This is a genomic window from Sphingomonas sp. A2-49 (assembly GCF_025548555.1).
Lineage (GTDB): Bacteria > Pseudomonadota > Alphaproteobacteria > Sphingomonadales > Sphingomonadaceae > Sphingomonas.
In genome coordinates this window covers 47,991-73,971 of the sequence record NZ_JAJLPA010000005.1, presented here as the reverse complement: position 1 = coordinate 73,971, position 25,981 = coordinate 47,991, and the positions used below count along the sequence as shown (strand labels likewise).

The 25,981-nt window shown below is 68.9% G+C and carries 26 protein-coding genes and 1 other annotated feature; of the genes, 12 read left to right on the top strand and 14 right to left on the bottom strand.

Features of this window, described 5'->3' with window-relative positions:
* The first annotated feature begins 8 nt into the window (after window positions 1-8).
* The 3 genes from LPN01_RS07115 (at window position 9) to LPN01_RS07105 (ending at window position 3,066) form a co-directional block, all read left to right on the top strand.
* Window positions 9-1,373 carry a methyl-accepting chemotaxis protein gene (locus LPN01_RS07115; protein ID WP_262827672.1) on the top strand — a complete coding sequence of 455 codons (1,365 nt, stop codon included), beginning with the start codon at window positions 9-11 and terminating at the stop codon, window positions 1,371-1,373.
* A gap of 63 nt (window positions 1,374-1,436) precedes the next feature.
* Window positions 1,437-2,132: an SDR family NAD(P)-dependent oxidoreductase gene (locus tag LPN01_RS07110; protein ID WP_262827671.1), complete on the top strand. Its 696-nt coding sequence runs from the start codon at window positions 1,437-1,439 to the stop codon at window positions 2,130-2,132.
* Window positions 2,122-3,066 carry a 50S ribosomal protein L11 methyltransferase gene (locus LPN01_RS07105; protein WP_262827670.1) on the top strand — a complete coding sequence of 315 codons (945 nt, stop codon included), beginning with the start codon at window positions 2,122-2,124 and terminating at the stop codon, window positions 3,064-3,066. Before LPN01_RS07110 ends, LPN01_RS07105 begins: the two co-directional genes overlap by 11 nt.
* Before the next feature lie 4 nt (window positions 3,067-3,070).
* Here the strand turns inward: LPN01_RS07105 and LPN01_RS07100 are convergent, their stop codons facing one another.
* Complete coding sequence (locus LPN01_RS07100) at window positions 3,071-4,549, bottom strand: SulP family inorganic anion transporter (protein WP_262827669.1); 1,479 nt, start codon at window positions 4,547-4,549, stop codon at window positions 3,071-3,073.
* Window positions 4,550-4,621: 72 nt separating this feature from the next.
* Window positions 4,622-4,677 (bottom strand) — a sequence feature (sul1 is cis-regulatory element that is thought to sense ions involved in sulfur or methionine metabolism; They are found in Alphaproteobacteria).
* A 692-nt stretch (window positions 4,678-5,369) separates the two neighbouring features.
* On the opposite strand from LPN01_RS07100, the gene LPN01_RS07095 reads away from it, so the two are divergent.
* From LPN01_RS07095 to hslU, 4 genes are all read left to right on the top strand, one after another.
* Window positions 5,370-5,909: a glycoside hydrolase family 108 protein gene (locus LPN01_RS07095; protein ID WP_262827668.1), complete on the top strand. Its 540-nt coding sequence runs from the start codon at window positions 5,370-5,372 to the stop codon at window positions 5,907-5,909.
* On the top strand, window positions 5,906-6,190 hold the full coding sequence (locus LPN01_RS07090) for a holin family protein (RefSeq protein WP_262827667.1): 285 nt from the start codon (window positions 5,906-5,908) through the stop codon (window positions 6,188-6,190). Before LPN01_RS07095 ends, LPN01_RS07090 begins: the two co-directional genes overlap by 4 nt.
* A gap of 263 nt (window positions 6,191-6,453) precedes the next feature.
* Window positions 6,454-6,999 (top strand): ATP-dependent protease subunit HslV, encoded by a 546-nt coding sequence (gene hslV, locus LPN01_RS07085; RefSeq protein WP_262827770.1) that lies wholly within the window; start codon window positions 6,454-6,456, stop codon window positions 6,997-6,999.
* Between the two features lie 68 nt (window positions 7,000-7,067).
* Window positions 7,068-8,360: an ATP-dependent protease ATPase subunit HslU gene (hslU, locus tag LPN01_RS07080; RefSeq protein ID WP_262827666.1), complete on the top strand. Its 1,293-nt coding sequence runs from the start codon at window positions 7,068-7,070 to the stop codon at window positions 8,358-8,360.
* A 209-nt stretch (window positions 8,361-8,569) separates the two neighbouring features.
* Here the strand turns inward: hslU and LPN01_RS07075 are convergent, their stop codons facing one another.
* The 13 genes from LPN01_RS07075 to LPN01_RS07015 form a co-directional block, all read right to left on the bottom strand.
* Window positions 8,570-8,932 carry a hypothetical protein gene (locus LPN01_RS07075; protein WP_262827665.1) on the bottom strand — a complete coding sequence of 121 codons (363 nt, stop codon included), beginning with the start codon at window positions 8,930-8,932 and terminating at the stop codon, window positions 8,570-8,572.
* Window positions 8,929-9,351, bottom strand: coding sequence for a hypothetical protein (locus tag LPN01_RS07070; protein WP_262827664.1), 423 nt, complete (start codon window positions 9,349-9,351; stop codon window positions 8,929-8,931). The genes LPN01_RS07075 and LPN01_RS07070 overlap by 4 nt, the downstream gene beginning before the upstream one ends.
* Window positions 9,352-9,397: 46 nt before the next feature.
* Entirely contained in the window at window positions 9,398-10,126 is a 729-nt protein-coding gene (gloB, locus tag LPN01_RS07065) for a hydroxyacylglutathione hydrolase (RefSeq protein WP_262827663.1), read from the bottom strand.
* A gap of 4 nt (window positions 10,127-10,130) precedes the next feature.
* Window positions 10,131-10,568: a VOC family protein gene (locus LPN01_RS07060; RefSeq protein ID WP_262827661.1), complete on the bottom strand. Its 438-nt coding sequence runs from the start codon at window positions 10,566-10,568 to the stop codon at window positions 10,131-10,133.
* Between the two features lie 88 nt (window positions 10,569-10,656).
* Window positions 10,657-11,427 (bottom strand): tetratricopeptide repeat protein, encoded by a 771-nt coding sequence (locus LPN01_RS07055; RefSeq protein ID WP_262827660.1) that lies wholly within the window; start codon window positions 11,425-11,427, stop codon window positions 10,657-10,659.
* On the bottom strand, window positions 11,424-12,143 hold the full coding sequence (locus tag LPN01_RS07050) for an alpha/beta fold hydrolase (RefSeq protein WP_262827659.1): 720 nt from the start codon (window positions 12,141-12,143) through the stop codon (window positions 11,424-11,426). Before LPN01_RS07050 ends, LPN01_RS07055 begins: the two co-directional genes overlap by 4 nt.
* Window positions 12,144-12,201: 58 nt before the next feature.
* On the bottom strand, window positions 12,202-13,269 hold the full coding sequence (locus LPN01_RS07045; protein ID WP_262827658.1) for a M48 family metallopeptidase: 1,068 nt from the start codon (window positions 13,267-13,269) through the stop codon (window positions 12,202-12,204).
* Complete coding sequence (locus tag LPN01_RS07040; RefSeq protein WP_262827657.1) at window positions 13,253-14,356, bottom strand: YjgN family protein; 1,104 nt, start codon at window positions 14,354-14,356, stop codon at window positions 13,253-13,255. Before LPN01_RS07040 ends, LPN01_RS07045 begins: the two co-directional genes overlap by 17 nt.
* Before the next feature lie 284 nt (window positions 14,357-14,640).
* Window positions 14,641-15,558 (bottom strand): alpha/beta fold hydrolase, encoded by a 918-nt coding sequence (locus tag LPN01_RS07035; protein ID WP_262827656.1) that lies wholly within the window; start codon window positions 15,556-15,558, stop codon window positions 14,641-14,643.
* A gap of 1 nt (window position 15,559) precedes the next feature.
* Window positions 15,560-15,763 carry a helix-turn-helix transcriptional regulator gene (locus LPN01_RS07030; protein WP_262827655.1) on the bottom strand — a complete coding sequence of 68 codons (204 nt, stop codon included), beginning with the start codon at window positions 15,761-15,763 and terminating at the stop codon, window positions 15,560-15,562.
* The gene (locus LPN01_RS07025) at window positions 15,760-16,164 is read right to left on the bottom strand and encodes a hypothetical protein (RefSeq protein WP_262827654.1); all 405 of its coding nucleotides are present in this window, start codon (window positions 16,162-16,164) and stop codon (window positions 15,760-15,762) included. The genes LPN01_RS07030 and LPN01_RS07025 overlap by 4 nt, the downstream gene beginning before the upstream one ends.
* Window positions 16,165-16,235: 71 nt before the next feature.
* Window positions 16,236-16,472: a DUF6356 family protein gene (locus LPN01_RS07020; RefSeq protein ID WP_262827653.1), complete on the bottom strand. Its 237-nt coding sequence runs from the start codon at window positions 16,470-16,472 to the stop codon at window positions 16,236-16,238.
* 22 nt (window positions 16,473-16,494) lie between these two features.
* The gene (locus LPN01_RS07015; RefSeq protein WP_262827652.1) at window positions 16,495-17,922 is read right to left on the bottom strand and encodes a glutamate ligase domain-containing protein; all 1,428 of its coding nucleotides are present in this window, start codon (window positions 17,920-17,922) and stop codon (window positions 16,495-16,497) included.
* Window positions 17,923-17,988: 66 nt separating this feature from the next.
* On the opposite strand from LPN01_RS07015, the gene LPN01_RS07010 reads away from it, so the two are divergent.
* The 5 genes from LPN01_RS07010 to LPN01_RS06990 all read left to right on the top strand — a co-directional run bounded on the left by LPN01_RS07010 (window position 17,989) and on the right by LPN01_RS06990 (window position 25,949).
* A complete protein-coding gene (locus LPN01_RS07010) occupies window positions 17,989-18,804 on the top strand; it encodes an LD-carboxypeptidase (protein WP_262827769.1) in 816 nt (271 codons plus the stop codon).
* Between the two features lie 195 nt (window positions 18,805-18,999).
* Complete coding sequence (gene thrS / locus LPN01_RS07005) at window positions 19,000-20,997, top strand: threonine--tRNA ligase (RefSeq protein ID WP_262827651.1); 1,998 nt, start codon at window positions 19,000-19,002, stop codon at window positions 20,995-20,997.
* Between the two features lie 70 nt (window positions 20,998-21,067).
* Window positions 21,068-22,213, top strand: a complete 1,146-nt coding sequence (locus tag LPN01_RS07000; protein WP_262827650.1) for a Fic family protein — start codon at window positions 21,068-21,070, stop codon at window positions 22,211-22,213.
* A 78-nt stretch (window positions 22,214-22,291) separates the two neighbouring features.
* Window positions 22,292-22,825 carry a translation initiation factor IF-3 gene (gene infC / locus LPN01_RS06995; protein WP_163959129.1) on the top strand — a complete coding sequence of 178 codons (534 nt, stop codon included), beginning with the start codon at window positions 22,292-22,294 and terminating at the stop codon, window positions 22,823-22,825.
* A 229-nt stretch (window positions 22,826-23,054) separates the two neighbouring features.
* Window positions 23,055-25,949, top strand: coding sequence for a TonB-dependent receptor (locus LPN01_RS06990; protein ID WP_262827649.1), 2,895 nt, complete (start codon window positions 23,055-23,057; stop codon window positions 25,947-25,949).
* The last annotated feature ends 32 nt before the right edge of the window (window positions 25,950-25,981 follow it).

Below are 25,981 nucleotides of genomic sequence, written 5' to 3'. Positions count from 1 at the left end.
ATGACGCCATGGCCAAATCCGCAGCGCTGAACGACCGGGTTTTCGCCCGTCGCAGCATCGTCGAGCATCTGGGTGAATACGACTGGGACGGTTCGATCGCCGATTCGTGCGGCGATATCTGTTCGCTGCTCGGGCCGGACGACTATCGCCAGATCGCCACCCGCTTCTGGGACCATTACCTGTCGCTGCCCGGCACGCAGGCGATCCGCCACCTGTTCGATGCCGGCCGGCTCGGCCGCCGCATCGCCGACAGCGCGGATTATGCCTATCTGAAATACAGCGCGCCGTTCGACGAGGGGTGGGTCCGGGTCGCGACCCGGCACGCCGAGCAGTCGACGCGATCGGGCGTGCCGCTGCCGACGTTGCAGGCCGCGCTGGCGCAGTCGCACAGTTTCACCATCCAGACGCTGGAGCGCCGCTGCGCCGGCGACACCGCGCGCCTCGTGCGGCTGTGCGACGCGGTGCAGCGGACCGCGCTGGTCGAATCCGACATGATGACCGGGCACCTCGCCGTGTTGCAGGCGACCGCCGCGCGCGAGGAGCGCCAGGCGCGATCGGCGGCGTTCCGCGAAAGCATCGCGGTGTCGATCGAGGGCACGGCGACGCTGGGCTCGCGCATCCGCGTCCAGGCCAGCGCCGCTTCCGCCTCGACCCGCGAGGTGCTGGGCAAGGCGAGCGTGGTCGCCGCGGCCGCCGGGCAATCCGCGGTGGCGATGCGCGAGGCGGCGCAGACCGCGGCCGGCCTGATCCGCGCGATCGAGGGCGCGCGAGGCGAGGTGGACGCCGCGGCCGAGATCGCGCACCGGGCGAGCGACCATGCCGGCGATGCGGTCCGCGCGAGCGAGCTGTTGAGCGACCATGCGCAATCGATCGAATCGATCCTGGGCCTGATCCGTGACATCGCCGGCCAGACCAATTTGCTGGCGCTCAACGCGACGATCGAGGCGGCCCGCGCCGGCGACGCCGGCCGCGGCTTCGCGGTGGTGGCGCAGGAGGTGAAGAGCCTCGCCAACCAGACCGCGCGGGCGACCGACGATATCGCCGCCAAGATCGCCGCGATCCAGCATGCGACGCGGACGACGGTCGCGACCAACGCCAGCATCAAGTCGACCGTCGCCGAAGTGCAGGATTCCGCCGACCGCATCCGCCGGGCGATGGAGGCCCAGGCGCAGACGGTGACCGCGATCACCGCCGCGGTCGACGAGACCGCGCTCGCCGCCGATTCGATGTCCACCACGATCGACGCGATCCGCGCGGATACGCAGGCGGTCGCGAGCCAGATCGATTCGCTGGGCGCGGGGGTCGGCGAGGTCGGCGACCGGCTCGGCGCACTGCGCGCCTCGGCCGACGGCTTCTCGGCGAGCGTGGGCTAGCGCGTCGGGCGGCGGCCGGAATGGGGTTGGCGGTCCCTCCGCCGCTCCGTAAAGCCGTGCGCCATGGCAATACTCCTCACCGGATCGAGCCGCGGCATCGGCGCGGCGACCTTCGACGCGCTGACCGCGGCGGGCGCGACCGTCATCGGCCACGGCACGCGCAGCGGCATCGCCGCCGACTTCGCCGATCCCGCCGCGCCGCAGGCGTTGTGGGGCGCCGCGCTCGCGCAGGCCGGCGGCACGATCGATGTCCTCGTCAACAACGCCGGCGTGTTCGAGGCGAACCCGCTCGACCGCGATCACGACCACTGGGTCGGCGACTGGGACCGCACCATGCGGATCAACCTCACCGCGTCGGCCGAACTCTGCCGCCTCGCGGTGCGCCACTGGCAGGCGCAGGGGCGCGGCGGCCGCATCGTCAACGTCGCCAGCCGCGCCGCCTATCGCGGCGACAGCCCGGCGCACTGGCATTATGCCGCCGCCAAGGCCGGCATGGTCGCGATGACCAAGACGATCGCGCGCGGTTACGCGGCGCAGGGCATCCTGGCCTTCGCGATCTGTCCGGGGTTCACGATGACGGGCATGGCGGACGACTATCTGGCCAGCCGCGGCGGCGACAGGCTGCTCGCCGACATCCCGCTCGGCAAGGTCGCCGACCCGGCCGAGGTCGCCGCGGTCGCGCGCTTCTGTGCGCTGGAGGCGCCGGCGTCGATGACCGGCGCGGTGCTCGACGTGAACGGGGCGAGCTATGTCCGCTGATTCGTGGAAGGTCACGCTGCCGTGCACCCGTACCGAGGCGGAGGCGATCGACAGCGCGTCCGACCTCGCGATCGATGCCGTGCTGATGACGACCGAGGAGGTGGAGGACGACGTCGAGCGCTGGCGGCTCGACGCCTATCTCGAGCATGAGCCCGACGCGGCGTTGCTCGCGACGATCCATGCGCTGGTGCCGAGCGCCTCCGCGCACGACCCCGTCGTCGAGCGGCTGCACGCCGAGGATTGGGTGACGATGAGCCAGGCCGGGCTCGAGCCGATCCGCGAAGGCCGCTTCGTCGTCCACACCAGCGCGCACCCCGTCGAGGCCGACGCGGGACAGCGGACGTTCCTGATCGAGGCGGGGCAGGCGTTCGGAACCGGCCATCACGGCACCACCAGCGGCTGCCTCGCCATGCTCGACGGGCTGGAGACGGAGGGCAGGCGGTTCGACAGCGTGATCGACGTCGGCACCGGCACCGGGTTGCTCGCCTTCGCCGCGGTCGAACTCTGGCCGGCGGCGCGCGTCGTCGCCACCGACATCGATCCGATCGCGGTCGACGTCACGCGCGACAATGCGGCGCGCAACGGGGTGGAGGGCGTGGCGCTGTTCGTCGCGGATGGCGCGCGCCATCCCGACATCGACCGCCAAGCGCCCTACGACCTCGTCATCGCCAACATCCTTGCCGGGCCGTTGGTATCGATGGCACCCGAACTCGCCGCGATCGCGGCGCCGGACGCGACGATCGTGCTCGCGGGGCTGCTGGAAACGCAGCGCGAGGCGGTGGTCGCGTCCTATGCCGCGTGCGGCTGCGCGCTCGATGCGATCGACCGCCGCGGCGACTGGACCGTGCTGCGCCTCACCGCCGGCGCGGCCCGCTACATGCCCACCGCGCCGTTCGACCCGAAGGGCCGCGACGGCTGGGCGCTCGACCTGTAGGGCCTCAGCCGGGCGCGCCGACCAGCGGCGCATGCCGGTCGACCAGGATCGCGCTGGCGTCGTTCAGTCCCACGACCTCGACCGCGACGCCGTGGCCACGCAGCCGGGCGACCACCTCCTCCAGTGCAGCGACCGCGGTCACGTCCCACAGATGTGCCGCGGTCAGGTCGATCCGAACCCGCGCCGCGCCGTCGCGCAGGTCGAACCGGTCGGCGAACGCCTCGGCGCTCGCGAAGAAGATCTGGCCCGACACCGTATAGACCCGCGTGTCGGCGGCCGCGTCATAGTCGATCACGACCTGCATCAGCCGCGTCACCTTGAACGCGAAGAACACCCCGCTCAGCAGCACGCCGACCGCGACGCCCGCCGACAGGTCGTGCGTCGCCACCGTCACCGCCACGGTCGCCAGCATCACCGCGCCCGACACCTTGGGATGCCGGCCGAGGTCGCGCAGCGATCCCCAGGAAAAGGTGCTGATCGATACCATCACCATGATCGCGACCAGCGCCGCGACCGGCACCTGCGCCACCCACGGCCGCAGCGGCACCATCACCACGAGCAGGAACACGCCCGCGACCAGCGTCGACAGGCGCCCGCGCCCGCCATAGCGGACGTTGCCGACCGTCTGGCCGATCATGCCGCACCCGGCGATTCCGCCGAACAGCCCCGCCGCGACGTTGGCCAGCCCCAGCCCGGTGCATTCGCGCGCCTTGTCGCTGTTGCTTTCGGTCAGGTCGTCGACGACGCGCGCGGTCATCAGCGATTCGAGCAGGCCGACCGCCGCCATCGCCAGCGCATAGGGGGCGATGATGCTGAGCGTCCGCCACGCGACGGGCAGGCCCGGCCAGGCGAACGCCGGCAGCGCGGCGGGCAGCCGCCCCAGGTCGGCGACGGTGCGCAGCGGCATCGGCACGGCAATGGCGATCGCGGTCAGCACGACGATGCAGATCAGCGGCGACGGGATCGCCCGCGTCAGCCGCGGCATCAGGTAGATGATCGCCAACCCCAGCGCGATCATCGCATAGGTGTGCCAGGTCACGCCCAGCATCTGCGGCACCTGCGCCGAGAAGATCAGGATCGCCAGCGCGTTGACGAAGCCGGTGCGGACCGATCGCGACACGAACCGCATCAGCACGTCGAGCTTGAGCAGCCCGAACAGGATCTGGAACAGGCCGGCGATGATCGTCGCGCCGAGCAGGTAGGACAGGCCGTGGCTGTGGACGAGCGCCGCCGCGACCAGCGCGACCGATCCCGCCGCGCCCGAGATCATCGCCGGTCGGCCGCCGCAGATCGCGATGACGATGCCGATGACGAACGAGGCGAACAGGCCGACCTCGGGAGCGATGCCGGCGACGAACGAAAAGGCGATGACTTCGGGGATCAGCGCGAAGGTGCCGACCATGCCGGCGAGCACGTCGCGCCGCGCCGCGGCCGCACCGCAATACCATTCCGCACGATAGCGGGAGAGGGGGGAAGGATTCATTGGATGGTCCGCATTGACCGCGCGCGACGGGCACCGCGTCGGGCGGTGGGAAGATGTCGGACGGGCGGTTTACGTTGTCCGGCGGATCGGCGGCCGGAATAGCCACCCGGAATTGCACCGGGTCCATGCGAATGCGCGGGCCGATACCGTGCTTCGCTGGTCGGCGCAATGGCGCGACCTGCCGTCCGTCGCGGGATGGGAGGCCCATCGCATGTGGGCGACGAGCGGAGATGTGGTCGCGCGGAGGACGCGGAGGGGTGGTAAGCTGGGCTTTTGGCGCGGCCCGATCCGGCGTTTGCCCGGCGTCGATCGCACTGGTGCCTTGCGCACTGCGATCGCCGAATCCACCGCAGAGCCGGAACGCAACGAGGCACCTGTCGGGTAGTCATGATCCTTCCTGTCCCCCGGCGAAGGCCGGGGTCCAGCTTATGGATAGCGTACGGACCTCGTAACACGCGGCCCGACCTCCGCCGGGCACGCGTGGCGACGTTCGGCGATGCCTCGAGCCGGCCCGGGCGACTGAAAGACGAGGCATCCGGACCCGGAACCCTCGATGGCCCGCAGCCACCGCACCGAACGCGTTGCCTCCGCGTCCTCCGCGCCTCCGCGTGACCCCCGATTTCGTCTTCGCGTCCGAGCGGCTTCGCGTGAACCCCTGCCGGACCCGGCGCTTGGCCGACCTCGCACGCTGTAGGACGACACCCCGCCAAACCACCCCGCATCTCCAGCAAAACCAGCACATTCCGCCCGCCCGGAAAAACCGCTGTCCTACGCGGGCATGGCGTGATCCACCCCGCGCCCAGTCCGGGGAGACCATGCCATGACCATCGACACGCTGATCGACGCGCTCATCGTTCGCGAGGGCGATTATGTCGATCATCCCGCCGACCGCGGCGGCGCGACGCGCTGGGGGATCACGGTCGCGGTGGCGCGCGCCAACGGCTACCAAGGTTCGATCCGCGACCTCCCCCGCGCCGCGGCCGCCGCCATCTATCGCGCGGCATACTGGCGCGCCCCCGGGTTCGACCGGATCGCCACGCGCGCGCCGCGCCTCGCCGCCGAACTGTTCGACACCGGCGTCAACATGGGCACGGGCGTCGCGGCGGGTTTCCTCCAGCGCGCGCTCAACGCGCTCAACCGCGGCGCGAGCGACTATCCCGACCTTGCCGTCGACCAGACGATCGGCCCGCGCACGCTCGCCGCGCTCGACGCTTTCCTCGCCCGCCGCGGCGCGCCCGGCGAGGGCGTGCTCGTCAAGGCGGTCGATGCGTTGCAGGGCGAACGCTATCTGGCGCTCGCCGAGCGGCGCCCGGCCAACGAGGCGTTCGTGTACGGCTGGCTGGCGGAGCGGATCGCGTGATCCCGGCCCGCCGCCGCCCGCCCCGCCGACCGCCCGTCCGCGACGCCTTCGCCGGCCGTGCCCGGCCGGCGTTCCTCTATGTCATGTACACGCTGCTGCTCTGGGCCATCCCGATGAGCCTCGTCGCCGCGGTCCGCCCCGATGTCGCGCGGGCGATGGCGCAGGCGATGGGCGCCTATTTCGCCGCGATCCCCGAACCGCTCTACGCGCTCTTCGGCACCGGCTACCTGGGGTACACCGCCGCGCGCGCGTGGGGGAAGTCGCGGGGCGTCGAGCGGTGAGGCGTGTGTCGCGCAAAGGCGTTACGAAGGCTGCTTCACGCGGAGGCGCGGAGGCGCGGAGAAGAAGGGAGGGCCGCCGCGCCAGCCGCGAACATCACCGCCCCCGTCCATGACGGAGCAAAGCACTTCGCGCCATGCACGACCCCTCCGCGCCTCCGCGCCTCCGCGTGAACTATCTATTTTCTCTTCCTGCCTTCGCGCGCGCCCCCTTTGCGCCCACCCCCGACCGACCCTACATCGCGTCCATGAACGATCCCCACGCAATGCCCGTCTGGCATGGCACCACCATCCTGTCCGTCCGTCGCAACGGCAAGGCCGTCGTCATCGGCGACGGCCAGGTATCCATGGGCCAGACCGTGATGAAGCCCAATGCCAGGAAGGTCCGCCGTCTGGGTGCGGACGGTCATGTCGTCGGCGGCTTCGCCGGCGCCACCGCCGATGCCTTCACCCTGTTCGAGCGGCTGGAGGCGAAGCTGGAGCGTCATCAGGGCAAGCTGATGCGCGCCGCGGTCGAGCTCGCCAAGGACTGGCGCACCGACAAATATCTCCGCAACCTCGAAGCGATGATGATCGTCGCCGACCGCGACGTGACGCTGATCCTGACCGGCAACGGCGACGTGCTCGAACCCGAGAACGGCATCGCCGCGATCGGTTCGGGCGGCAATTACGCGCTCGCCGCCGCCCGCGCGCTGGTCGATTACGAGGCGGATGCCGAGACCGTGTGCCGCAAGGCGATGGCGATCGCCGCGGACGTGTGCGTCTACACCAACGATCGCACGACGATCGAGGTCATCGACAGCGCGACCTGACGCGCACCCGCTGCGGTGCGACTTTTGTGACCTTCCAGTCTCCCCGCGAAGGGGAGGGCGAGCAGACCATGAACCAGAACCTGACCCCCAAGGCGATCGTCGCCGCGCTCGACGCCCACATCATCGGCCAGGCCGATGCCAAGCGCGCGGTCGCGGTCGCGATGCGCAACCGCTGGCGCCGCCAGCAGCTGTCCGCCGACCTGCGCGACGAGGTGACGCCCAAGAACATCCTGATGATCGGGCCCACCGGCTGCGGCAAGACCGAGATCAGCCGGCGCCTCGCCAAGCTTGCCGACGCACCGTTCGTGAAGGTGGAGGCGACCAAGTTCACCGAGGTCGGCTATGTCGGCCGCGACGTCGAACAGATCGCGCGCGACCTGGTCGAGGAGGCGATCCGGCTGGAAAAGGAGCGCCGCCGCGTCGCCGTGAAGGACAAGGCGGAGGAAGCGGCGATGAAGCGCCTGCTCGACGCGCTGGTCGGCAAGGACAGCAGCCAGGCGACGCGTGAGAGCTTCAAGCAGCGCTTCGCCGATGGTCACCTCGACGCGACGGAGATCGAGATCGAGCTGGAACAGGCGCCCGCGATGCCGTTCGAGGTGCCCGGTGCCGGGCCGCAGATGATAAACCTCGGCGAGATGATGAAGTCGTTCGGCGGGGGCCAGCAGCTCAAGCGCCGCAAGCTGACGGTCCGCGCCGCCTGGGACAAGCTGGTCGAGGAAGAGGCCGACAAGCGGCTCGACCAGGACGAGGTCAGCCGCATCGCACTGGCGGATGCCGAGGCGAACGGCATCGTCTTCCTCGACGAAATCGACAAGATCGCGGTCAGCGACGTGCGCGGCGGCTCGGTCAGCCGCGAGGGCGTGCAGCGCGACCTGCTGCCGCTGATCGAGGGCACGACCGTCTCGACCAAATACGGGCCGATGAAGACCGATCACATCCTCTTCATCGCCAGCGGCGCGTTCCATGTCGCCAAACCATCCGACCTGCTGCCCGAACTGCAGGGGCGCCTGCCGATCCGGGTCGAGCTGAAAGGGCTGACCGAGGCGGATTTCATCGCGATCCTGTCGGACACCAAGGCCTCGCTGCCCGTGCAATACAAGGCGCTGCTGGCGACGGAGGGTGCGGAGGTGCGCTTTACCGAGGACGGCATCGCCGCCATCGCCCGCATCGCCGCGGAAGTGAACGGGCAGGTCGAGAACATCGGCGCGCGCCGGTTGCAGACGGTGATGGAGAAGCTGCTCGAGGAAGTCAGCTTCGATGCCGAGGACCGGACCGAGGCGGTGACGGTCGATCGCGCCTATGTCGACCGGCAACTCGCCGGCATCGCGCGCAACACCGATCTCAGCCGGTTCGTGCTGTAGCGAGAGCGGGGTACCGGGGAAACATCGCCTATTGCTTTGCCACCCCGGCCCGGTTCCCAAGTCCACCGTGCTGGCAGGGGCGGGGCTGGGCGCCGCTGTGCTATTCCCTCATCGCTCCGCGCACTCCCGAAGGGTCTGGAGTAACGGAGGGATCCCGATCGGCCCTGGCATCGGTCCTGAGCAACCCGAGGGGTGACCGCCCGTTCGTCCTATCGCGTCGCCCGCGTATAGGGCGTGAACTCGGTGAAGCGGCAATAGGCCGACGGGATGCTCGTCCCCGGGGTCAGGATGCGGAAGCGGTCGTTCCGGCACAGCTGGCCGCCATACACATCGACGATCATCGTGCTCAGCGGTTCCAGCGACGGGCAGGCGCCGACCGGCCCGGTCTTCCACACCCGCCGTCCGGCGCCTTCCGTGTACAGGATCGTGTGGGCATCGATGATCGACGGCCCGTTGGTCTGCGACAGGGGAATGCAGTTGACGGGCGCACCGGCGACCCGGCCTGCGAGCGGGTCGGACCTGGCGGCGAGCAGCGGCAGCGCGAGCGCGACCAGCGTGAGGGCGCGGATCACTTGCCGGCCTTGCTGTAGCGGACGAAGGGGCCGAACGAGCAGCTGCCGCTGAACATGCGCGATCCCGTATCGACCGTCGTCGCGATGTCGCCCTGACACAGCTGGCCCTGGTTGGACCGGGTGACGAGGATGTCGCCGCGGCCGATGCGCTCGCAGCCGCCCGCGGTATCGGAGCGGAACTTGAGGCCGCGGCTGACGGTGTAGACAATCGTCGGACCATAGGCCTTGACCTGCGTCGTCGGATAGCGGGGCATGCAGCTGCTCGACCGGTCCGGCGTCAGCCCGGCGAGGTCTTTCGCCAGCGCGGTCGCCGCGGCGGCGTTCGCCTCCTGCGTCGCCAGTTGCTGTTGCGGCGTCTGCGCACAGCCGGCGAGGCCCGGCGCAAGCGCCAGGGCGGTAACGGCGGCAACCCACGTCATCGATCGCATCTTCCTGGCTCCTGTCGTCCGCAGCGGCCGAAACGGTTCAGCCGCGAAATTCATCCTTGCCCGTCCGCAACCGCGCCAGTTCGCCGGCATCGGCGGCGCGCAGGAACGGGTTCGTCGCGCGTTCCAGCCCGATCGTCGTCGGCACCGTCGCCTCGCCCGCGGCGCGCATCCGGTCGACCGCCTCCATCCGCGCCGCGATCGCCGCATTGTCCGGCTCGACGACGCGCGCGTAGCGCCCGTTGCTCTGGGTATATTCGTGACCGCAATAGACCTGCGTCGCGTCGGGCAGCGCGGCATAGCGCTGCATGTTGGCGAACATGTCCGCCGCGCTGCCTTCGAACAAACGGCCGCAGCCCATCGCGAACAGCGTGTCGCCGGTGAAGACCGCCTGTGCCCCCGCGAAGTGGAAGGCGATGTGGCCCGCGGTATGGCCGGGCACGTGCATGACCGTCGCCGCCTCCGCGCCGATCCGCACGGTATCGCCCTCGCCGACCAGCACGTCGAGGCCGGCGATCTTCGCGGCCTCCGCCGCGGGACCGGTGATCCGCGCGCCGCCGGCCTGCAACGCCGCATTGCCGCCGGTGTGGTCGGGGTGCCAGTGCGTCGTCCAGACCTGGTCGATCGTCCAGCCCCGCGCCGCTGCCGCGGCCTGTACCGGCTCCGCCTCGCCGGGATCGATCGCGACGGTGCCGCCGCTCGCCGGATCGTGGATCAGCCAGGCGTAATTGTCGCTCAGCACGGGAACGCGGACGATCTCCAGCGGCATCACATCACCAGCTTCCGGTGTTGGGCATCGATGCCCAGGGTTCCGCCGGCGCCAGCGCCTCGCCCGCCTGGAGCAGCTCGATCGAAATGCCGTCGGGCGTCCTGACGAACGCCATGTTGCCGTCGCGCGGCGGGCGGTTGATCGTCACGCCGCCGTCCATCAGCCGCTGGCACGTCGCGTAGATATCCTCGACCCGATAGGCGAGGTGGCCGAAGTTGCGGCCGCCGGAATAGCTCTCGGGGTCCCAATTGTAGGTCAGTTCGACCTCCGCCTTGGCGCGTTCGCCGGGCGCGTTCATGTCCTCGTCCGCGGCGAGGAAGATCAGCGTGAAGCGGCCCTTCTCGTTTTCGAGCCGGCGCACCTCCTTCAGCCCGAGCAGGTCGAAGAAGGCGATCGTCGCGTCGGGATCGGTGACGCGGATCATGGTGTGGAGGTACTGCATGCGCGGGTCCTGCGGCTCGGTGGAGGGAAACTATGCGGTCAACGCACGACGGGCCAGAGGGTGTCCGCCCGCGGCGGCGGCGGCAACCTTATCGACCGGCGGCGGCGGGGGCGAATTGCGCCAGAGCCGCGGTGGCGCTGCGGCCGGCCGGCGCGTCCGGTGCCAGCCGCGCCGCGGCCGCCCAGGCGGTGCGCGCGCCCGCCTCGTCCCCCGCCGATGCGGCGATGTTGCCCGCCTCGAGCTGGACCGAGGCATCGTCCGCCGAACGCTTCAGCGCCTCGCCGATGTCGGTCTTCGCACGCGTGATGTCGCCCTGGCGCCGCGCGAGCGTCGCCGACAGCAGCCAGGCGAGCGGATCGTCGGCGGCATTGGTCAGCGCAAGGTCGATGTCGCGCCGCGCCCCGGCGGGATCGCCGGCTGCGACGAGGACGCGCGCATGGTCGAGCTGCGCCTCGCCCAGCGCCAGCCCCTCCAGCGTCCCCGCGACGAGCGCGGTGTCGAGTGCGGAGCGCGCCGCGGGAACGTCCCCTGCCGCCAGCCGCGCGTTGCCCGCCTGCGCCCAGTAATTCGCGGCGCGTCGGTCGCGCGCCGCCGCCGCGGCCTTTGCCGCCGCCTCGAACTCGGCCGCGGCGGCGGCGAAATCGCCCTGCTGCGTATAGGCGAGGCCGGCGCATTGCCGCGCGAACCATGTGCCCCCGTCGACGCCCCAGCGCAGCGCCTCGGCCCGTGCCGCCGCCGGATCGCTCGCCGCCAGCACGACGCAGCGGTCGTAGCGCGCCTCGCGCGGGTCGGCGGCCTTGACGGTGGTGACGGCGGGGGCGGGGGATGCGGCCTGCAACGCGGCGAGGATCAGGATCATAGGCGGCTCAGCACGTCCCCGGTCGCCCGGACGATCGCCGCGATATCGGTATCGCGGGACAGGCGATGATCGCCGTCCTTGACCAACAGCGTCTGCACGTCGGCTGAACGGATCATCTCCCCCAGCCGCACGGTCCGGTGCCACGGCACGTCGGGATCCGCCTGTCCCTGCACCAGCCGGACCGGGCCGTCGAAGGGAATCGTGCCGAACATCAGCCGGTTGGCCTCGCCCGACTGGAAGAAGGCGCGGGTGTAGACGGTCGGCGCCGGCCCGTAGGGATTGGCGCGCTCCAGCCGCCCGTCGCGCAGGATCGTCATCTTGTCCTCGATCGAAAAGCCCCAGTCGGTGAAGTCGGGTGCCGGCGCGATGCCGACCAGTCCCACGACCTGCGCCGGCCGCGCCTTGGCGGCGAGCAGCATCAACCACCCGCCCATCGACGATCCGACCAGCACCGCCGGACCGGGCGCGACCTGGTCCAGCATCGCCAGCACGTCGTCGCGCCAGCCCGCCAGCGTCTGATCCTCGAACGCGCCCTCGCTCTGCCCGCAGCCGCCATAGTCGAAGCGCAGGAACGCGCGCCCGGCGTCGCGCGCCCAGCCTTCGAGCGCGGTCGCCTTGGCGCCCGTCATGTCCGATGCATAGCCGGGCAGGAAGACGATCGTCGGCCCCTTGCCGGGGCTGTGGTGATAGGCGAGGCGGGGGCGGGGCTGGCTCATGCGCAGCCCCTACCGCGTCCCGCCCGCGATGGGGAGCGCCCGCGCAACGATGCGTCGATCAGAACCGCCATTCGATCGTGTCGGTCTCGCCGCGACAGATGCCGCGCAGCGCCGCCCAGGCCGGCGCGTCGAGCGCGGGCGTATAGCGTTCGCCCGCCACCCGGCTGCGGCGGAAGCGCGCCGCGCGGTCCGCCGACACCGGATGGCTCGCCAGATACGCGAACATCCGCTCCGCGCCGTCCGCCCCCCGGCCGAGGCGGGTGAAGAAGCGCGCGGTCGGGATCGGCGACAGCCGCTGGTCCGACAGCAGGCGGATCGCATGGCCGTCCGCCCGCGCCTCCGCCTCGCGCGAATAGGCGGTGGCGAGCAGCGCGTTGGTATAGCCGCCGACATGCCCCTCCAGCCCGCCGAGCAGGACCGACAGCCCGACTTGGCGCAACAGCGACTCCATGACGTCGCGGTTGCGGACATGGCCGATCTCGTGCGCGATCACGCCGGCCACCGCGTCGGGCGAGTCCGCTGCCTTGAGCAGCCCGTCGAACACCACGATCCGGCCGCCGGGCAAGGTCACCGCATTGACCATCGGCAGCTTGACGACCTGGATCTCCAGCGTCGGATCGTCGGGATCGATCCGCTGCTTCAAGGTGGCGAGCGCGGCGCGGCCCGCCGCGTCCTGACACCCCTTGCGGCCGAAATCGCCGACCATCACCTCGCCGAGCCGCTGCTCGACCGAGGCGGGCACCATCCGCGCGACGATCGCGGGGGTGCGCAGCACGACCACGACGACCACCGTCGCCACCACCGCGAACCCCGCCGCCGCGCGCCACAGGCCGAGCCGATCGACCCAGCGGCCGTAGCGCTGCGGCCGCGGCAGGCGGGCGGCGAGGTCCGGCGGGATCGCGTCGGTGAAGCCGATCCGCCAGCCCGGCCGGCCGGCAAGGCCGAAGGTCGCGGCCTGCGCGTCGCGGTCGCCCGGCGTCAGGTCGGCGAAGGCGTGGCGTTCGCCGGTCAGGTCGCCGTGGCGCAGCGTGAAGCCGTCGCCGTCTGCGACGAGCATCGCCTGTCGTCGTACCGCGGATATGCCGTCGTAGTGCCAGACCGGCGCCAAGTCAGAAGGCGCCGACATCGAACGCGTCCAGCAGCCCTTCGCCCTGACCCGGCTCGCGCGTGGCCGACTGGCGCAGCCCGTCGAGATCGACTTCGCCATACGCCGCCATGTGCCGGACGAAGAACGCCCAGTTGCGATAGGGGACGAAGATCGTGCCGATCCCCAGCGTGACGATCACCAGCCCCAGGTTGCCGAGGTAGAGCAGGATCCAGTCCTTCGTCGTCGCGCCGAAGCCGAATTCCAGCCGCCCGAGCGATGTCGCGCCCACCGCCTCGCGAAAGAAGGCGGCATAATAGATCATCGCCACCAGCCCGAGCGCCCCGAAGAAAAAGGCGTAGAAGGCGATGCCGACCGCCGCGAAGAGGATCAGCATGGCCGCGGTCGGCTGCGCGCCGGGCCTGAACGCGCCGCCCATCTGCGCGCCCATCATGGTGACGAACAGCAGACCGAGGGCGATCGTGAGCACGAACGGCAGCGCATAGAACAGCAGGAACCGGCCGAACACCGGCTGCCAGCGGGCGTCGCTGCGGAAGGGGATCGAGCCGAAGCTCATCGCGTTCCACCGTTCGTTCCACAGCCGCGCCATCGCCCATGGCGTCATCAGGTAGACGGTCAGGAACGACGCCGCCGTCTTCCAGAAATAGCTCCAGCCGTAGCGCACCCCTTGCGCGTCGCTGCCGCCGCGGATGCCGTGCCAGAACGTCCGGCTGAGGCGGTAGCGCAGCGCGCGGAAGCGCGCGACGCCGAGCAGGTAGAGGATGGCGAGGTAGAGCACGAACACCATCAGCCCCGCCGCGCCCTGATGCCCGCGCATCATCACGCCCTGCAGCACCAGGTTGATGACCCCGAACGGCAGGATGAAGAGGACGAAGGCGATCAGATAGCCGACGAACAGTTCGAGCCCGGTGCCGGTCCATTCCAGCCGGTCGTCGATGAAGCGTGTCCGGCTCCACAGATACCGCCGCGTCCGCGCCCGCGCCCAGAAGGTATAGACGCCGAGCGTGACGATCGTCAGCAACAGGTTCGTGAAGGCGATCGGGGCGAATTCCTGCCACGTCCCCGTAAACCGGAACGCCTTCGCGTCCGCCGCCCGATCGTCGTCCATGCAAGTCCCCCTGCGTCGCAATGGAGCCGAGGCGCCGGGCAGGGTCAACGAAATTTTCGGGCTATGTCCAGTGTATCGAATGGTCGCATCGGGGCGGGTGTGGAGGCACCGGTGCGAAGTCGTGGAGAAAAAGCAGTTCACGTGAAGACGCGGAGACGCGGAAGTGTCACGCTCGGTGCGGAGCACGGCATCAACCTGCCTGCGGAAATTGCCCGGCCTCCGGCGGGGGACACATCCGTCTCACCGTCTTCGCTCCGCGTCTCCGCGTGAACGAGCCTTCTGCTTCATCCACCCACGAACGTGTTCACCGCGTCGGCAAATGCGGCCGGCTGGTCGAGCATGACGAAATGCGCCGCGTCGCCGATGTCGACGAACGTCACGCGCGGCGCGTCGGCATAGGCCGCCCTGTAGAGCGCGTCCGCCTGCGCCCTGGTCGGTCCGCCGGCCGACCAGGGGTAGACGAGCGTGATCGGCGTCGCGATGTCCTTCATCGCCGGGCGCAGGTCGGTCGTCATGTCCTCGTACATCGCCGCCCCGGACACGCGGGCGTCGGCGGCTTTGAACCACGTCGCCACCTTCGCGCGGGCATCGGGTTTCAGCGCCAGCCGGTTCGCGGTGGCGGTCGCCATCGCCTCGCTGGCGGGCTTGCCGTAGCTCGCGACCTGCATGTCGCGCATCGCCTTCGCCTGCGGCTCGACCATCGCCACCGTGGCGGCGGGCGACAGGATCGTGCCGAGGAACGGCAGCGAATCGACGATCATCAGCCTGCCGGCATCGCCCGGATGCGCCTTTGCCAGCATCAGCGCGACCAGCCCGCCCATCGAATGGCCGATCACCGCGGCGCCCGCGATCCGTTCCCGGCCGATCAGCGCATGCAGGTCGGCGACGATGCCGCCCAGGATGTCGGGCCCCAGATTGTCGCCGGGCGCATCGCCGCCGAAGCCGTTGACCTGCACCACATAGACGCGGTGGTGCTTCGCGAGGCCGGGCACGACCCCATCCCATACCGCGCGGGGCGACGACAGGCCCGGGATCAGGATCACGGGCGATCCCCTGCCGGTCGCGACGACCGACACGTGCGGCATCCGCATCGCCGCTGCCGCTGTCGCGGCATGGCCGGGCGTCGGGGACAGCACGATGCCGAGCGTGAGCGCCGAGGCGGCGAGGCGCAGGCCCCAGAAACGGGGAGCGAAACGGATCATGTCACTTCTCCTTCGATGGACTGTTGAAGACGTCTTCGATCGCGAGATCGAACAGTTCGGCGATCCTGAACGCCAGGGGCAGCGACGGATCGTAGCGGCCCGTCTCGATCGCGTTGACGCTCTGCCGGCTGACGTCGAGCCGCTCGGCGAGATGCTGCTGCGACCAGCCGCGCTCGCCCCGCAAGTCACGCAGGCGGTTGTTCATGCCGCCCTCCGCTCGATCACGTAATTGACGAACGCGCCGAACCCCAGTCCCGCAAAATAGACGATCGGCCAGACATAGCCCACGACATGCCGCACGAGGTCGAACCCTTCGAGAAAGCCCCAGATCGTGGCGGCAGTCAGCGCGATGCCGGTGGCGACGAGCAGCTGGCGGATCTGCAACATCCGCAGATATTCGTCCGTCTCTTCGACCAGGTAGCGGCCCATCAGGAGGAAGAAGCCGGATACCGCAAGCGCCGGCAGGATGCCGACGACATAGGCCGCCGGCCCGGCGACCAGATGCCGGCTGAGCAGATAGACGGCGAGGAACAGCAGCGCGGCGTACACGACGCTGAGCACGAGCACGCGCCGGTTGTAGCGGCGTTGTGCGGGAGAGAAACGCATCGGAACCTCCTTCAATCGTTGTGAAGGAGGCTTTACATGGAAAGCGTGCTTTACGTCAAGTCAGCTTTCCATCAGATGACGAATTCGACCGATCGCCGTTCCGCCTCGTGTGCGCGCTTGGCGACGATCTCGGCGTGGAGCGCCTCGATCGTGCGGCTGCCGGTGGTGGTGAAGAGGAAGGGGAAGACGCCGTGCAGCATCGCTGCGACGCCGCCGCCGATCATCCGCAACCCGAAGCGGGTCGCGACACCGAAATGCTGGCCATAGCTCTCGCCGACCGAGGCGGGGTGCGTGGTGAAGGGTTTCATGGCGGGGCCTCCTGCCCGGAAACTACCCGCGCGCGGCGAGCTGCGCCAGCATGTCGGCGGCGAGCAGGCTCAGGCTGTCGTCGCGCGCGCCCATGACGACGATACGGTCGCCAGGCCGCGCCATCGCCACCAGCCGCGCCGCCGCCGCGCCGCGATCGGGAACGTGCAGCGCGCTGCGGCCGGCGGCGGTCACGTCGGCGACGATGTCGGCGCTGCCGACCTCGCGCGCGACGGTGCCGCCGTGATAGACCGGGTCGGGCAGCACCAGCACGTCGTCGGCCGCCAGCCGGGTGGCGAACGTGTCGACCAGCTCGCGCCGCATCACCTTCAGCGGACCGAAGCCGTGCGGCTGGAACAGCACCAGCAGCCGCCCGGGAAAAGCGTGCAGCGTATCCAGCGTCGCGGCGATCTTGTCGGGGTTGTGGCCGAAATCGTCGATGACCGCGACGCCGCCGGCATCGCCGACATGGTCGAAGCGACGCCGCAGCCCGGTGAAGCCCGCGATCGCGCGCGCCGCCTCGGCCAGCGGAACGCCCGCCGCGACGGCCGCGGCGATCGCGGCGAGCGCATTGGCGACGTTGTGCCGCCCCGGTACCCGGAGCGTGACGGGGATGGCGGCATTGCCGCCCGCGACCAGATCGAACGCGACCGAAAAGGGCGCCTCGCGGATCGCCTGCGCGGCGAAGTCGGCGTCACGGCCCAGCCCGAACGTGGCGAGCCGCGCGCGCGGCAGCGCCTGCGCCAGCGCCGCCGCCTCGTCGTTGTCGAGGTTGACGATCGCCGTCTCCGCGCGCGCGATGAACCCCGCGAACAGCCCGCGCAGTTCGTCCAGAGCCTTGTGGTCGAGGCTGACGTTGTTCAGCACCGCGATGCGCGGGCGATAGTGCGCGATCGACCCGTCGCTCTCGTCCACTTCGCTGACGAACGCCTCGCCGGCGCCGACCAGCGCGCTGGCGAAGGGTGCGTCGGGGTGGGCGAAATTCTTCATCACCGCGCCGTTCATCACCGTCGGATCGCGGCCGGTCGCGTGCAGGATCCAGCCGATCATACCGGTGACGGTCGACTTGCCGCTGGTGCCGGCGACGCCGATCGGCAGCGCGCTCTGGTTGAACAGCGTGCTGAGCAGCCCCGCACGGCTGACGCGGAAACAGCCGAGCCGCTGTGCGGCGACGATGTCCGGCGTGTCGTCCTCGACCGCGGCGGAGGCGACGACCACCTGCTCCGCCGAATCGATGCCGCTGCCGTCCTGCGGGAACAGGGCGATGCCGCGCGCGCGCAGCGCGTCGAACTTCGCCGCGACGCGGCCCTGGTCGAGCCCGCGGTCGGAGCCGGCGACGATCCCGCCGCGTCCGCGCAGGATGGTGGCCAGCGGCATCATCCCCGATCCGCCGATGCCCACGAGAAAGAAGCGCCTGCCCCCGACGGAGCTGTGGATGTTGCCGTTCGCCATCGCGCCGCGCTATCGACGCGCGCGGGCAGGGGCAAGGTGCCGCCGACCGATTGGGGCGACGACGCGATGCGCATAGGAGTGGTGGCGCCGGCCAGCATCGGCAACAAGGATGCCGAGGCGCCGTTCATCGCCTTCGCCGCGCTGGCCTATCCCGAGGTCGATCTGGTCGTGCACCCGCAATGCTGGGAGGTCGCGGGCCATTTCGCCGGCGACGATGCCCGCCGCGCCGCCGCGTTCCTGGAATTCGCCAACGATCCGGGGTTCGACGCGATCTGGTTCCTGCGCGGCGGCTATGGATCGAACCGCATCCTGCCGCTGGTGATGCCGCAGCTGGGGCCGGCCGCACGGCACAAGAGCTATCTCGGCTATTCCGACATGGGGTTCCTGCTCGGCGCGCTCTATGCGCGGCGGATCGGCCGGCCCTGTCACGGACCGATGGCGAGCGACGTCCGTCGCAACCGCGGCGACGCCACCATCGCCCGCTCGCTCGGCTGGCTGGCGCGCGGCGACCGGCAGGGGCTGGAGCCGGGGCTCGACGGCCGCCCCGCGGCGGCGTTCAACCTGTCGATCCTCGGCGCGCTGATCGGCACACCCTACCTGCCCGACCTGACCGATCACGTCCTGCTGATCGAGGAGGTGTCCGAACCGATGTACAATATCGACCGGCTGCTGTTCCACATGGGCCATGCGACGCAGCTGAAGGGCATCGCCGGCGTCCGGCTGGGCGCGGTCACCGCGGTGACGCCGAACGAGCCCGAATGGGCGGACGGGCTGGAGTTCATGATCCGGCGCTGGTGCGGGGACCTCGGCGTGCCCTATCTGGGCCGGGCCGACATCGGCCATACGCAGACGAATACCGTCGTCCCCTTCGGCATCGCCTGAACCTCTTCCCGGCACGGCGAGGAGGACCGGCGTGGCCGGTGGAGGGGCTGCAACGGGGAAATCGCTGCCCGGCGGCCCCTCCGTCACCGCTGCACGACGCCACCTCCCCGTGCCGGGGAGGAATTGACGTCGTGCTTGCCTATCTGTGTCTCGACACCGTATTCGGACCGTCTCAATCCAACCTGAAAGTGTCCCATGTCCGTCATGTTCCGTATCACGCTGCCCGACGGGTCCGTCCGCGAGGTTGCGCCCGGAACCACCCCGGCGGACGTCGCGGCGGCGATCGGGCCGGGCCTCGCCAAGGCGGCGCTCGCCGCGCGGATCGACGGGCAGGTGCGCGATCTCAACCGCCCGTTCGAGGGCGATACGCAGCTTGCGCTGGTGACCGCGAGGGACGAGGCGGACGCGCTCGAACTCGTCCGCCACGACCTTGCGCACGTCATGGCGGAGGCGGTGCAGCACCTGTTCCCGGGGACGCAGATCACCTTCGGCCCCGCGACCGAGGACGGCTTCTACTACGACTTCGCGCCGAAAGATCGCCAGTTCACCGAGGACGACCTGCCCACGATCGAGGCGGAGATGCGGAACATCATCGCGCGCAACGAACCCTTCACGCGCGAAGTGTGGAGCCGCGAGCAGCTGATCGAGACGTGGACGCGCCAGGGCGAGACGTTCAAGGCGGAATGGGCGGCCGAACTGCCCGATGGCGAGGAACTGACGATCTATCGCCAGGGGCAGTGGCTCGACATGTGCCGCGGGCCGCACATGGTTTCGACCGGCAAGCTCGATCCCAATGCGTTCAAGCTGACGCGCGTGTCGGGCGCCTATTGGCGCGGCGACCAGAAGAACGCGATGCTCAGCCGCATCTACGGCACCGGCTGGCTCAACAAGAAGCAGCTCGACCAGCATCTGTTCCAGCTGGAGGAGGCCGCCAAGCGCGACCATCGCAAGATCGGGCAGGAGATGGACCTGTTCCACCTCCAGTCGGAGGCGCAAGGGTCCGTGTTCTGGCATCCCAAGGGCTTCGTCCTGTGGCGGCAGCTGGAGGCGTACATGCGGCGCCGGCTCGACGCGGCGGACTATGCCGAGGTGAAGACGCCGCAGCTGATGGACGCCCGACAATGGGAACAGTCGGGCCATTGGGGCAAGTATCGCGAGAACATGTTCGTCGTGCCGGACGAGGTGCCCAACGTCGAGGACGAGGGCGCGGTGCTGTCCGGCGAGGGCGACCTGATGGCGCTGAAGCCGATGAACTGCCCGGCGCACGTCCTGATCTTCAAGCAGGGAATCAAGAGCTATCGCGACCTGCCGATCCGCATGGCCGAATTCGGTTGCTGCCACCGCAACGAGCCGCACGGCGCGCTGCACGGCATCATGCGCGTACGTCAGTTCACGCAGGACGACGCGCATATCTTCGTGCGCGAGGACCAACTGGTCGACGAGGTGCGCAAGTTCTGCGAACTGCTCGACAGCGTCTACCAGCATCTCGGCTTCGACAGCTATGCGATCAAGCTGGCGTTGCGGCCCGAGAAGCGTTTCGGCAGCGAGGCGATGTGGGACTGGGCGGAACAGTCGCTGCGCGATGCGGTGAAGGCGACCGGTCGCGACACGCCCGAATATGGCTGGGAGGAACTGCCGGGCGAGGGCGCCTTCTATGCGCCCAAGCTCGAATTCCACCTGACCGATGCGATCGGGCGGACGTGGCAGGTCGGGACGATCCAGACCGACACCGTGCTGCCCGAACGGCTCGACGCGAGCTACGTCGGCGAGGACGGCAACCGGCATCGCCCGATCATGCTTCATCGCGCGATCCTCGGCACGTTCGAACGCTTCATCGGCATCCTGATCGAACATCATGCCGGCCGCTTCCCGCTGTGGCTGTCGCCGGTGCAGGCGGTGGTGGCGACGATCGTGTCCGACGCCGACGGTTATGCGGAAGAGGTCGCGGCGACGCTGCGCAAGGCGGGCATCCGCGTCGAAACCGACCTCAGGAACGAGAAGATCAACTACAAGGTCCGCGAACATTCGGTCGCGAAGGTGCCGGTGCTGCTCGTCGTCGGCAAGCGCGAGGCGGAGGAGGGCAAAGTCGCCGTCCGCCGTCTCGGCAGCCAGGCGCAGCAGGTCGTGACGGTGGACGAGATCGTCGCCATGCTCCGCGAGGAGGCGCTGGCGCCGGACGTACGCCAAGTTTAAAGCGTACGCGCACTTTAAACCGAAAGCCGGTTTTGGTTTAAAGTGCGCTGGAGGTTTAAACCGAACGATCATGGACAGACGCGCTTTCGCCGATGAGGCACCGGGCCGGCTGGTGCCAACAATTCATGACGCGCTGGCTTATGTCCCAGACGATCTGGAACCCGTCGTCGATATCGCCGCCGTCGCCCCCGCCATGCTGGAGGCGACGCAGGCGCTCGGCGAATTGAAGGGGGCGTGTCGTCGCCTTGCGGAACCCAGTATCCTGATCCGTCCGCTGCAACGGCGCGAGGCGCTTACGTCGTCCGCCATGGAAGGGACGTTCAGCACGCAGGACGCGCTGATCCTGGCGGAGCGCGGCATTGAAAGGGATGACGACGATGCGACCCGCGAGGTGCGCAATTATGTGCGCGCGTTGGACGATGCCGTCGTCGCGCTCGGCCGATTGCCAATCTGTCATCGCATCCTGACCGATGCACATCGCACATTGCTGAGCGGTCTGGGCCACGGCCGTGGCGCACAGAAGCGTCCTGGCGAGTACAAGCCAGACCAGAACTGGATCGGCGGGCGGACGATCGACACGGCCCGCTACGTTCCGCCGCCACCGGTCGAGGCGCGGGCATGCATGGATGCGCTGGAACGCTATCTCAACCGCGACCTGCGCCCCTTCCCGCTGCTGGACCTGGCTTTAGTCCATTATCAGTTCGAGGCGATCCACCCGTTCGCCGACGGGAATGGCCGGGTCGGCCGCATGCTGGTGGCGCTCATGGCTGTGGAAAGCGGGCTGCTCGATATGCCGGTATTGTACATCAGCCCCGCTATGGAGCATCGCAAGGACGAATATATCGATCTGATGTTTGGCGTGTCCACGCGTGGGGAATGGACGCCCTGGATCATATTTTTTCTTGCGCGCGTGGCGGAAAGCTGTCGGGAAACAATCGCCACCATCGATCGGCTGATCGCATTGCAGGACGATTACCGGCGCCGTGCGGGCGACGCGATGCGCTCCGCCAGCGCGATCACCCTTGTCGATCATCTCTTCCGTCAGCCGACCGTCACCGTGAACGAGGCGGCCGATGTCCTGGGGGTATCGTATCAGGCCGTACGCAAGACCATAGATCGGCTCGTGGACGTCGGCATTCTCAGCGTATTCCCCGATGCCTACCCTAGATTGTTCGTCGCCCGCGGCATTCTGGATGCGGCGAATCCGCCTCATTGAACGGCGTCTTCAAAAGTCTTCTCCGATGGCCTATATGCGATTCAAACCACTACAGGAGCAACACCCATACGTCCTCCCATGATGCGCCGTCCGAACCAGGCGCCGCCAATGAATGGCCCTCGTTTCAACGAGTGGATCGTGAGCCCCAAGGTCCGCGTGATCGACCATGAGGGCGAGAATCTCGGCGTGATGTACACGCGCGAGGCGATGGCGCAGGCGCAGGAACTGGGCCTGGATCTGGTCGAGGTGTCCCCGAACGCGGATCCGCCCGTCGCCAAGTTCCTCGACGTCGGCAAGTTCAAGTACGAGGCGCAGAAAAAGGCGAACCTCGCCCGCAAGTCGCAGAAGACGCAGGAGATCAAGGAGATCAAGATGCGTCCGAACATCGACGACCACGATTACGACACCAAGATGAAGAAGGTCGCCGAATTCATCGAGGAAGGCGACAAGGTCAAGGTCACGATGCGGTTCCGTGGACGCGAGCTGAGCCATGGCCAGCTCGGCATGGCGGTGCTCCAGCGCGTCGCCGAACAGGTCGCGGAGACTGCCAAGGTGGAGGCCTATCCGCGCATGGAAGGCCGCCAGATGCTTATGGTGCTCGCGCCCAAGTAACAGGCGCGGCAACACCCCTGACGCAGTTTCGCCGACCCGTTCCGTTCCGGAGCGTAAGGCTTTTTCGAACACCGGGTCCGGAAACGGGCCCGGTGTTGCGCATTGGCGACACTCCATTCGAAAACACGGCCTTACGGCATAAAAATGTAGACGTTCACGCCTGTGCAGCCCTAGCCTGAAAAGAAAACCCGATATTCGAAAACCGGATCGGTTCAGGAGAGAGATGACCATGCGCCTTACCGCGTACCTGCTGTCGGCAGCGACGATTGCGATTGCCACGCCCGCCGTGGCGCAGAACACCTCTCCCGAGCCGGCCAGCCCGGCGACGCAGACGACGACGGCCACCGCCGCCGCCTCGGTGACCCAGGACGACCAGAACGCGGCGGACATCGTCGTCACCGCACAGGGGCGTGCGCAGGCGCTCGCCGACGTGCCGGTCGCGGTGTCGGCGATCTCCGCCGAAACGCTCCAGAATTCGGGCGCCAACGACATCCGCCAGCTCAACCAGCTCGCGCCGTCGCTGCTGGTGTCGTCGACCGGGTCGGAGGCGAACGGCTCGGCGCGTATTCGTGGTATCGGTACGGTGGGCGACAACCCCGGCCTCGAAAGCTCGGTCGCGGTGTTCATCGACGGCGTCTACCGTTCGCGCTCGGGCATCGGCCTGACCGAACTGGGCGAGATCGAACGGATCGAGGTGCTTCGCGGCCCGCAGGGCACGCTGGGCGGTCGCAATTCGTCGGCCGGCCTCATCAGCATCGTCAGCAAGGCGCCCTCGTTCGCGGGCTTCAGCGGCGGTGCCGAGGCGACCTACGGCAATTACAATTTCTACCGCGTCGCCGGTAACCTCAACCTGCCGCTCGGCGAGACGATCGCGGCGCGGGTCGACGGCGTCTACGTCAAGCGCGACGGTTTCTACCACGATTACACCAACAATACGGACGTCAACGATCGCAACCGCTATTTCGTCCGCGGCCAGCTGCTGTTCGAGCCGAGCAGCGACATCAGCTTCCGCCTGATCGGCGACTATACCAAGCGCGACGAGAAATGCTGCGCGGCGACCTATGTCGATCGCAGCGTCAATCCGACGATCGGCAGCCTCAACGAACCGCTCGCCTCGGTCAATGCCGGGCTGGGCTCGGCCAATTCGAGCGGGATCGCCGGCAGCACCGGCAACAACATCGTCAACGTGATCCGCGATCTCGGCCAGCCGCTCAGCCTCGTCAACCGTCCGGGCTACAGCCGCGAGATCTCGGTCAGCCCCGGGCGCAGCTTCGCGGGCACGACCAAGGATTGGGGCGTGTCGGGGCAGCTCGACTGGAACCTCGGCGGTACCAAGCTGACCTCGATCACCGCCTATCGCGACTATGATTCGTCGCAGGGGTCGGACACCGACTACAGCCGCGTCGACATCCTCTATCGCGCCGCGAACGGCAACTCGGCGCGCCGCTTCCGCACCTTCACGCAGGAACTGCGCCTCAACGGCTCGCTGTTCGACGAGAAGCTCGACTGGCTGGTCGGCGGCTTCTTCGCCAACGAGAACCTGCGCGTGCTCGACAACCTGCGGTTCGGCAGCCAATACGGTCGCTTCGCCACCTGTCGCCTGATCTCGGGCGGCGCGCTCGCGCAATTCTATTCGCCGGGCAGCGCGGGCTGCCTCAGCGCGACCGGGCGTGCGGTACTCAGCAATGCACTGGCACCGGCGGTCAATTCGCCGTTCGGCGCCGCCGGGGCGACGATCGTGCGCGCGATCGATACGCTCGACGCGATCAACGACAAGGGCTCGACCCGCGACGTCTACAACCAGAACAGCCGCAACTGGGCGCTGTTCACGCACAACATCTTCCACGTCACCAGCACGCTCGATCTGACGCTGGGCGTCCGCTATACCAACGAACGCAAGAAGTTCGACGCGGCGTTCACCAACGACAACACGGGTTGCGTCGCCAACCAGCAGGCACTGACCCCGTTCCTCGCCAACGCCGGCCTCGCGCCGGTCGCCGGCGGCATCATCGGCCTGTCGTGCCAGGGCAATTCGACCTCGGAACTGAACGGCGTCAGGATCAACAGCCAGCGCAAGGAAGACCAGTTCACCGGCACCGCGATCCTATCGTGGAAGCCGATCGACGACCTGCTGCTCTACGGCAGCTATTCGCGCGGCTATAAGGCGGGCGGGTTCAACCTCGACCGTTCGGCACTGAAGCTGCCGCTCCAGCCGGTGACGACCAATGGCGTCACCGCGATCACGACGAGCTTCGCATCGGTGGGCGGGGCGCAGGCGCTGGTCGGCAACCTCCAGTTCGCGCCCGAAACGGTCAATTCGTTCGAAATCGGCGCCAAGTACGGCACCGGTCCGTTCTCGCTGAGCGTCGCGGCGTTCCGCCAGGACTTCAAGAACTTCCAGCTCAACACCTTCGACGGCAGCGTCTTCATCGTCCAGAACATCAACGGTTGCTCGTCGAGCCTGAATGGCGGGGATCGCGATCAGAGCAAGTTCACCGGCGCGACCAACTACAGCGCGGCGGCAGGCACCACGGGCGCCTGCCCGGCGGGTGACGTCGGCTATGGCGTGCGGGCGCAGGGTGTCGAACTCGAAGCCTCGCTGGTCCCGGCGCGCGACGTGCGCATCTCGCTCGGCGCGACGTTCACCGATACCGGCTATCGCGACAATCTGGTGGGCACGGGCGCGGGTGCGCCGCTCAACCAGTCGCTGCGCAAGCTGCCCGGCCAGCGCCTGTCGAACTCGTCGGACATCGTCACCACCGCCTCGGCCTCGTGGACGCCGCAGATCGGCGGCGGCTATTCGGCGCTGTTCTACGCCGATACGCGCATGACGAGCGACTACAACACGGGTTCGGACCTGTTCCCGCAGAAGGTTCAGGACGGCTATGCGATCGTCAATGCCCGCATCGGGCTGCGCACGCCGGACGAGAAGTTCAGCCTCGAATTCTGGGGCCAGAATCTCGCGAACGTGAACTATGCCCAGGTCGCGTTCAACTCGCCCTTCCAGGAGGGCGGTGTGTCCGCCGCGTACCAGGACCCGCAATATCCGGGCGGCCGCCAGCTGTTCTCGCAGTTCCTCGCCGAACCGCGCACCTATGGCGCGACGATCCGCGCGCGCTTCTGACCCTTTTCACGGGCAACGACCACTGGGCCGGC